This window comes from Pararhizobium sp., assembly GCF_035497515.1.
Classification (GTDB): domain Bacteria; phylum Pseudomonadota; class Alphaproteobacteria; order Rhizobiales; family Rhizobiaceae; genus Pararhizobium.
On sequence record NZ_DATJDJ010000085.1, the window covers coordinates 1 to 5,384 of the forward strand.

Consider the following 5,384-nt stretch of genomic DNA (forward strand, 5'->3'; position numbering starts at 1 on the left):
TACCGCGACCGTTAGTCCGAGCAACAGCAGATGGACTGCGGAAGCACTGCGAGCCTCGAGCGGTGACAACCCGGTGACCGGCGCCGGACGCCGGTTTGCCAGCCACCAGACGACCCGGATGACGGAGAGTGCCAGCACCGCCATGCCGAAGGACTTGTGCCACTGGTAAAACGAGAACTGTAATTCCGGATCGATATCCGGCCGCACCATGATGAAGCCGAGGATGATGAGCCCGGCGATCATCAATGCGATCATCCAATGCAGGATGACGGTGCCCCATCCGAAGGTGTCGCGTCCGTTGCGCAGCATGACCGTCCTTTCGAGGTAAATGTTGATCGAACCACTCCCGCTGAGACGTGTCCAATTGCCCTTTTAGTCCCGCGTGCTTTCATGACGGCGCCTGCACCTGCCGCTTTTCTTTGCCCGGCAGATTTGCTAGGGCCTTGGCCGGGAAAAGGATAACGCCCTTGAGGAGATAGCATGACCCCCGACGTGAAGCCGCTTGTCGCTGGAAACTGGAAAATGAACGGTCTGCGGGCGTCGCTCGACCAGATCAAGGCGATGGCCGAAGGCGTCAAGGGAACCCTGTCCGAAAAGGTCGAGACGCTGATCTGCCCGCCGGCGACGCTGCTCTACGTCGCGACCGCGCTTTGCGACGACAGCCCGCTCCTGATCGGCGCGCAGGATTGCCATGAAAAGGTCTCCGGCGCCCATACCGGCGATGTTTCCGCCGAAATGATCGCCGATTGCTTCGGTACCCATGTGATCGTCGGCCATTCCGAACGCCGCACCGATCACAAGGAAAGCGATGCGCTGGTGCGGGCAAAGGCCGAAGCCGCCTATGCCACAGACCTCATCGCCATCATCTGCATCGGCGAGACCGGTGACGAGCGCAAGGCCGGCCAGACGCTCGACGTGCTGAAACGCCAACTGGCCGGCTCGATCCCGGACAGTGCGACCGCCGAAAACACCGTCATCGCCTATGAACCGGTCTGGGCGATCGGCACGGGGCTGACGCCGACCGCCGCCGATGTCGAGGAGGCGCATGCCTTCCAGCGCGCCGAACTCGTTTCCCGCTTCGGCGCTGCGGGCGGCAAGATGCGCATTCTCTATGGCGGCTCGGTCAAGCCGGGCAATGCCCGGGAATTGATGGGTGTCGCCAATGTCGATGGTGCGCTGATCGGCGGCGCCAGCTTGAAAGCCGACGACTTCCTCGCCATCTACCGGGCGTATGAAGAATTGACGGCTTAACCCCACCGTTTGACGGACAGGGGCTTTTAATGGGCGATGGCATGGTATATGCACCCGCCAACACTCATCTTTTCCGCGTGGAGCGGACGCTGAAACTTGCGTTGCAATTTCGTTTGCGTCTCCCGCCCGGACGATTACTCGATGGCATTCTGCTCTAGGCCGACTTGAAGGCCGGGCAGGGCGGCATCTAAGGCAGGACTGGACAAAATGCAGACCGTATTGCTTGTCATCTATCTCATGGTCGTACTGGCGCTGATCGGCGTCGTGCTCATCCAGCGTTCCGAAGGCGGTGGCTTGGGCATCGGCGGCGGTTCGGGCTTCATGTCCGCGCGCGGCACGGCCAATGCGTTGACCCGCACGACGGCGATCCTTGCCGCGCTGTTCTTCGTCCTGGCGCTCGGCATGGGCATCCTGTCCCGCTACCAGCCGAACGCCACCGACGTTCTCGACCGCATTCCCGGCACGACCAACACCGGCAACGGCGTTCTGAACGACCTGGGTGGAACTGCCACGCCGCCGGCAGGCGATACGCCTGCCCAGTCCGGCACCGACGCGAAGCCGGCGACGACCGAGACGCCTGCCACCACGCAGACCCCGGCGACGACGCAGACGCCTGCCACGCAGACGCCGGCCACGACCGAGACCAAGCCTGCGACTTCCGGCTCGGACGTTCCGAGCGGCCAGTAAGGCGAAACGCAGATACATCGCCGGCGGAAGCCCGTCTTCCGCCGGTTTTCTTTTGTTTGAATTCCGACTGCCAAAACTTTTGAACGGAAAAATTCTGGAAGATGAATTTTTCGGTGGCGGAATCATTTTTGAAACGGTATCCGGTGAAGCCCATGGCGCGATATGTATTCATCACTGGCGGCGTGGTTTCTTCCCTTGGCAAAGGGATCGCCGCGGCTGCTCTCGGAGCATTGCTGCAGGCCCGGGGATACCGGGTGCGGCTTCGCAAGCTCGACCCCTATCTGAACGTCGATCCGGGCACGATGAGCCCGACGCAGCACGGCGAGGTGTTCGTCACCGATGACGGCGCGGAGACGGACCTCGATCTCGGTCACTACGAGCGCTTTACCGGCCGCTCGGCGACCAAGACCGACAACATCACCACCGGTCGCATCTACAAGAACATCATCGACAAGGAACGCCGCGGCGACTATCTCGGCGCCACCGTCCAGGTCATTCCTCACGTCACCAACGAGATCAAGAATTTCGTCACCGACGGCAATGACGATTATGATTTCGTCATCTGCGAGATCGGCGGCACGGTTGGCGATATCGAGGCCATGCCGTTCATGGAGGCGATCCGCCAGCTGAAGAACGATCTGCCGCGCGGTACCGCCGTCTATCTGCACCTGACGCTGATGCCCTATATCGCTGCTGCCGGCGAACTGAAGACGAAGCCCACCCAGCATTCCGTCAAGGAACTGCAGGCGCTCGGCATCCATCCCGATATTCTTCTCGTGCGCGCCGATCGTGAAATTCCGGAGGCCGAGCGCCGCAAGCTGTCGCTGTTCTGCAATGTGCGCCCGTCGGCCGTCATCCAGGCGCTCGATGTCGCCTCGATCTACGACGTGCCGATCGCCTATCACAAGGAAGGCCTCGACAACGAGGTGTTGGCCGCCTTCGGCATCGAGCCGGCGCCAAAGCCCCGGATCGAGAACTGGGAAGAGGTCGCCAACCGCATCAGCACCCCGGAAGGCGAGGTGACCATCGCCATCGTCGGCAAATATACCGGCCTCAAGGATGCCTATAAATCGCTGATCGAGGCGCTCTACCACGGCGGCATCGCCAACCGCGTCAAGGTCAAGCTCGAATGGATCGAATCAGAGGTCTTCGAGCAGGAAGATCCGGCACCCTATCTTGAAAAGGTCCACGGCATCCTCGTCCCCGGCGGCTTTGGCGAGCGCGGCTCCGAGGGCAAGATCCAGGCCGTCCGTTTTGCCCGCGAACGCAAGGTGCCCTATTTCGGCATCTGCTTCGGCATGCAGATGGCCGTCGTGGAAGCTGCCCGCAATCTCGCCGGCATCGAAAAGGCCTCGTCCACCGAATTCGGCAAGACCGAAGAGCCGGTCGTCGGCCTGATGACGGAATGGGTCAAGGGCAATGCCCTTGAAAAGCGCGCAGCATCCGGCGACCTTGGCGGGACCATGCGCCTCGGCGCCTACAAGGCCAGCCTGAAAAAGGGTACCAGGATCGCCGACATCTACGGCTCGACCGAGATCTCGGAGCGCCACCGCCACCGCTATGAAGTCAATGTCGACTACAAGGAGCGGCTGGAAGCCTGTGGTCTCGAATTCTCCGGCATGTCCCCGGACGGCGTCCTGCCGGAAACCGTAGAATATCCGGACCACCCCTGGTTCATCGGCGTTCAGTACCACCCCGAACTGAAGAGCCGCCCACTCGACCCGCACCCGCTGTTTGCCAGCTTCATCGAGGCCGCCGTGGAGCAGAGCCGGTTGGTTTGAGACCGCGATCGACGGTCTGTTGAGTGCTACGAATGCAAACCCGCTCGCAACAGGCCGTTGTGGGCGGGTTTTTCTTGGCGCAGTCGTCCGTCGAAGGTTAGAACCGGCCAATGCAGAATACGTCATTTCGCTATCACACCTTTGGCCGGCCAATCGATCGGATCTCCCTGGATGCGTTGCGATTGGAGCCACCCGTTGCCGGAATGATGCGTGTCGCGATGTCGCTCGTTCCGATCAACCCGTCCGACCTGATCCCGGTCACGGGCGCCTATTCCCACCGCATCCAGCTACCGGCCATCGTCGGCTATGAAGGCGTGGGGAGGGTGGTCAGCGCGCCATCGATATATGCCGCCTTGGTCGGATGCCGTGTTCTGCCGCTTCGCAGTGCCGGAACCTGGCAGGCCTATGTCGATTGCGATCCCGACCTTGCCGTCCCCGTTCCGGATGATGTCGAAGATGACGTTGCTGCCAGAGCCTATATCAACCCGCTGGCGGCCCTCACCATGCTCGATCGATGGCCCGCTAACGGAAAACGCGTGCTTCTGAGCGGCGCGGGCTCGATGTGCGCCGAGCTTCTGGGGGCACGGGCAAGACAACAGGGGGCCGTCGAGGTGCGCGGCATCTATCGATCGGAAAGCCGCATCCCCCGTCTCCTGTCCGCCGGGATCTTGCCCGTACCGATGGACGATCCCCTGGCGGTATGTCGGGCGGCCGGTGATGCCGACCTCGTCTTCGATTCGCTGGGCGGCCCGGTCGGCTCCGCCGTGCTGGAGGCGATGCGCCCCGACACCATCTTCGTCGGCTACGGTCTGCTGTCCGGGCAAGGCGTCGGACGGTTCAACGCCGATGTCGCCTATCATCGCTTCCATCTGCGCGATACGCTGGCGACCATGACGTCGCCTGCCTGGCAGAGCCAGTTTCACCGCCTCTGGCCGAAACTGGCGGAAGCGTCCCTGCCACCTGTACAGGTCTTTCCCATCAATCATTGGAGGGAGGCATTGCAGCAAGCCGCCGTGCCGGGGGCGCCGAAGTCCATGCTGTCGTTCGCGGAATTTGGTGAGGAGGCTTGATTGGTTCCGATGCGCCTGGATTGCATGTGCCGCCCCACACTCCGTCACTCGGCCACTGAGCCGAGGACTCACCGACCCAACGCCCCGTTGGGTCATCTCCGATGCTGTAGTTTCAGGAGATTGTCCGTACAAGTCATTGAATAAAAATGATTTTTTTATACGGCGATGTCGGGTCGCTGGATCCTCGCTTCGGAGGGCGAGGATCACCGAAGGGGTGAAAGCCTTTGCGCAAAACCGAAATCTCAGTGGGCGCTGAAATTTAGATGAAGCGCATCGTGAAACGCTCGAAGCGCGTATCAGCTTCCCATTTCAGGGCGCGATACCAGCCACTCCTCTTCTCCCCGGCGGGGAGAAGGTGGCCGAAGGCCGGATGAGGGGGGGCCGAAGGCTACGTTAAAAAGTCCCCTATCACATAAATCTATCCCCGCCCTGCGATCCCGTGCCATGATCATCCCGTCCTGTCGCGGATACACCGCAAGACGTTTGCGGCGAGGCAGGGCTGGCGCTCCACGGAAAGCCTCGGGGTCTTTTGACCCCGAACGTCAGGCGGAACGGAAGGAGAGCCCCCGGAACATGGACCCCCTCCGTCCTTATG

At 61.8% G+C, this 5,384-nt stretch carries 5 protein-coding genes; 4 read left to right on the top strand and 1 reads right to left on the bottom strand.

Features of this window, described 5'->3' with window-relative positions; translation table 11 throughout:
* Positions 1–309, bottom strand: a 309-nt coding sequence (locus VL202_RS09245) for a cytochrome b (protein WP_325463835.1), incomplete at its 3' end; no start/stop codon positions are given.
* Between the two features lie 171 nt (positions 310–480).
* Between VL202_RS09245 and tpiA the strand changes: the two genes are divergently transcribed.
* The 4 genes from tpiA to VL202_RS09265 all read left to right on the top strand — a co-directional run bounded on the left by tpiA (position 481) and on the right by VL202_RS09265 (position 4,789).
* Positions 481–1,251, top strand: coding sequence for a triose-phosphate isomerase (gene tpiA / locus VL202_RS09250; RefSeq protein WP_325463836.1), 771 nt, complete (start codon positions 481–483; stop codon positions 1,249–1,251).
* 207 nt (positions 1,252–1,458) lie between these two features.
* On the top strand, positions 1,459–1,938 hold the full coding sequence (gene secG / locus VL202_RS09255; protein WP_325463837.1) for a preprotein translocase subunit SecG: 480 nt from the start codon (positions 1,459–1,461) through the stop codon (positions 1,936–1,938).
* A gap of 152 nt (positions 1,939–2,090) precedes the next feature.
* Positions 2,091–3,719 carry a CTP synthase gene (locus tag VL202_RS09260; protein ID WP_325463838.1) on the top strand — a complete coding sequence of 543 codons (1,629 nt, stop codon included), beginning with the start codon at positions 2,091–2,093 and terminating at the stop codon, positions 3,717–3,719.
* A 203-nt stretch (positions 3,720–3,922) separates the two neighbouring features.
* A complete protein-coding gene (locus tag VL202_RS09265) occupies positions 3,923–4,789 on the top strand; it encodes an alcohol dehydrogenase (RefSeq protein ID WP_325463839.1) in 867 nt (288 codons plus the stop codon).
* Positions 4,790–5,384: the final 595 nt, after the last annotated feature.

Bases quoted from the DNA above. Each gene is read 5' to 3' on its own strand.
- VL202_RS09260 (WP_325463838.1), top strand. From the start codon at position 2,091: ATGGCGCGATATGTATTCATCACTGGCGGCGTGGTTTCTTCCCTTGGC.
- VL202_RS09265 (WP_325463839.1), top strand. From the start codon at position 3,923: ATGATGCGTGTCGCGATGTCGCTCGTTCCGATCAACCCGTCCGACCTG.
- secG (WP_325463837.1), top strand. From the start codon at position 1,459: ATGCAGACCGTATTGCTTGTCATCTATCTCATGGTCGTACTGGCGCTG.
- tpiA (WP_325463836.1), top strand. From the start codon at position 481: ATGACCCCCGACGTGAAGCCGCTTGTCGCTGGAAACTGGAAAATGAAC.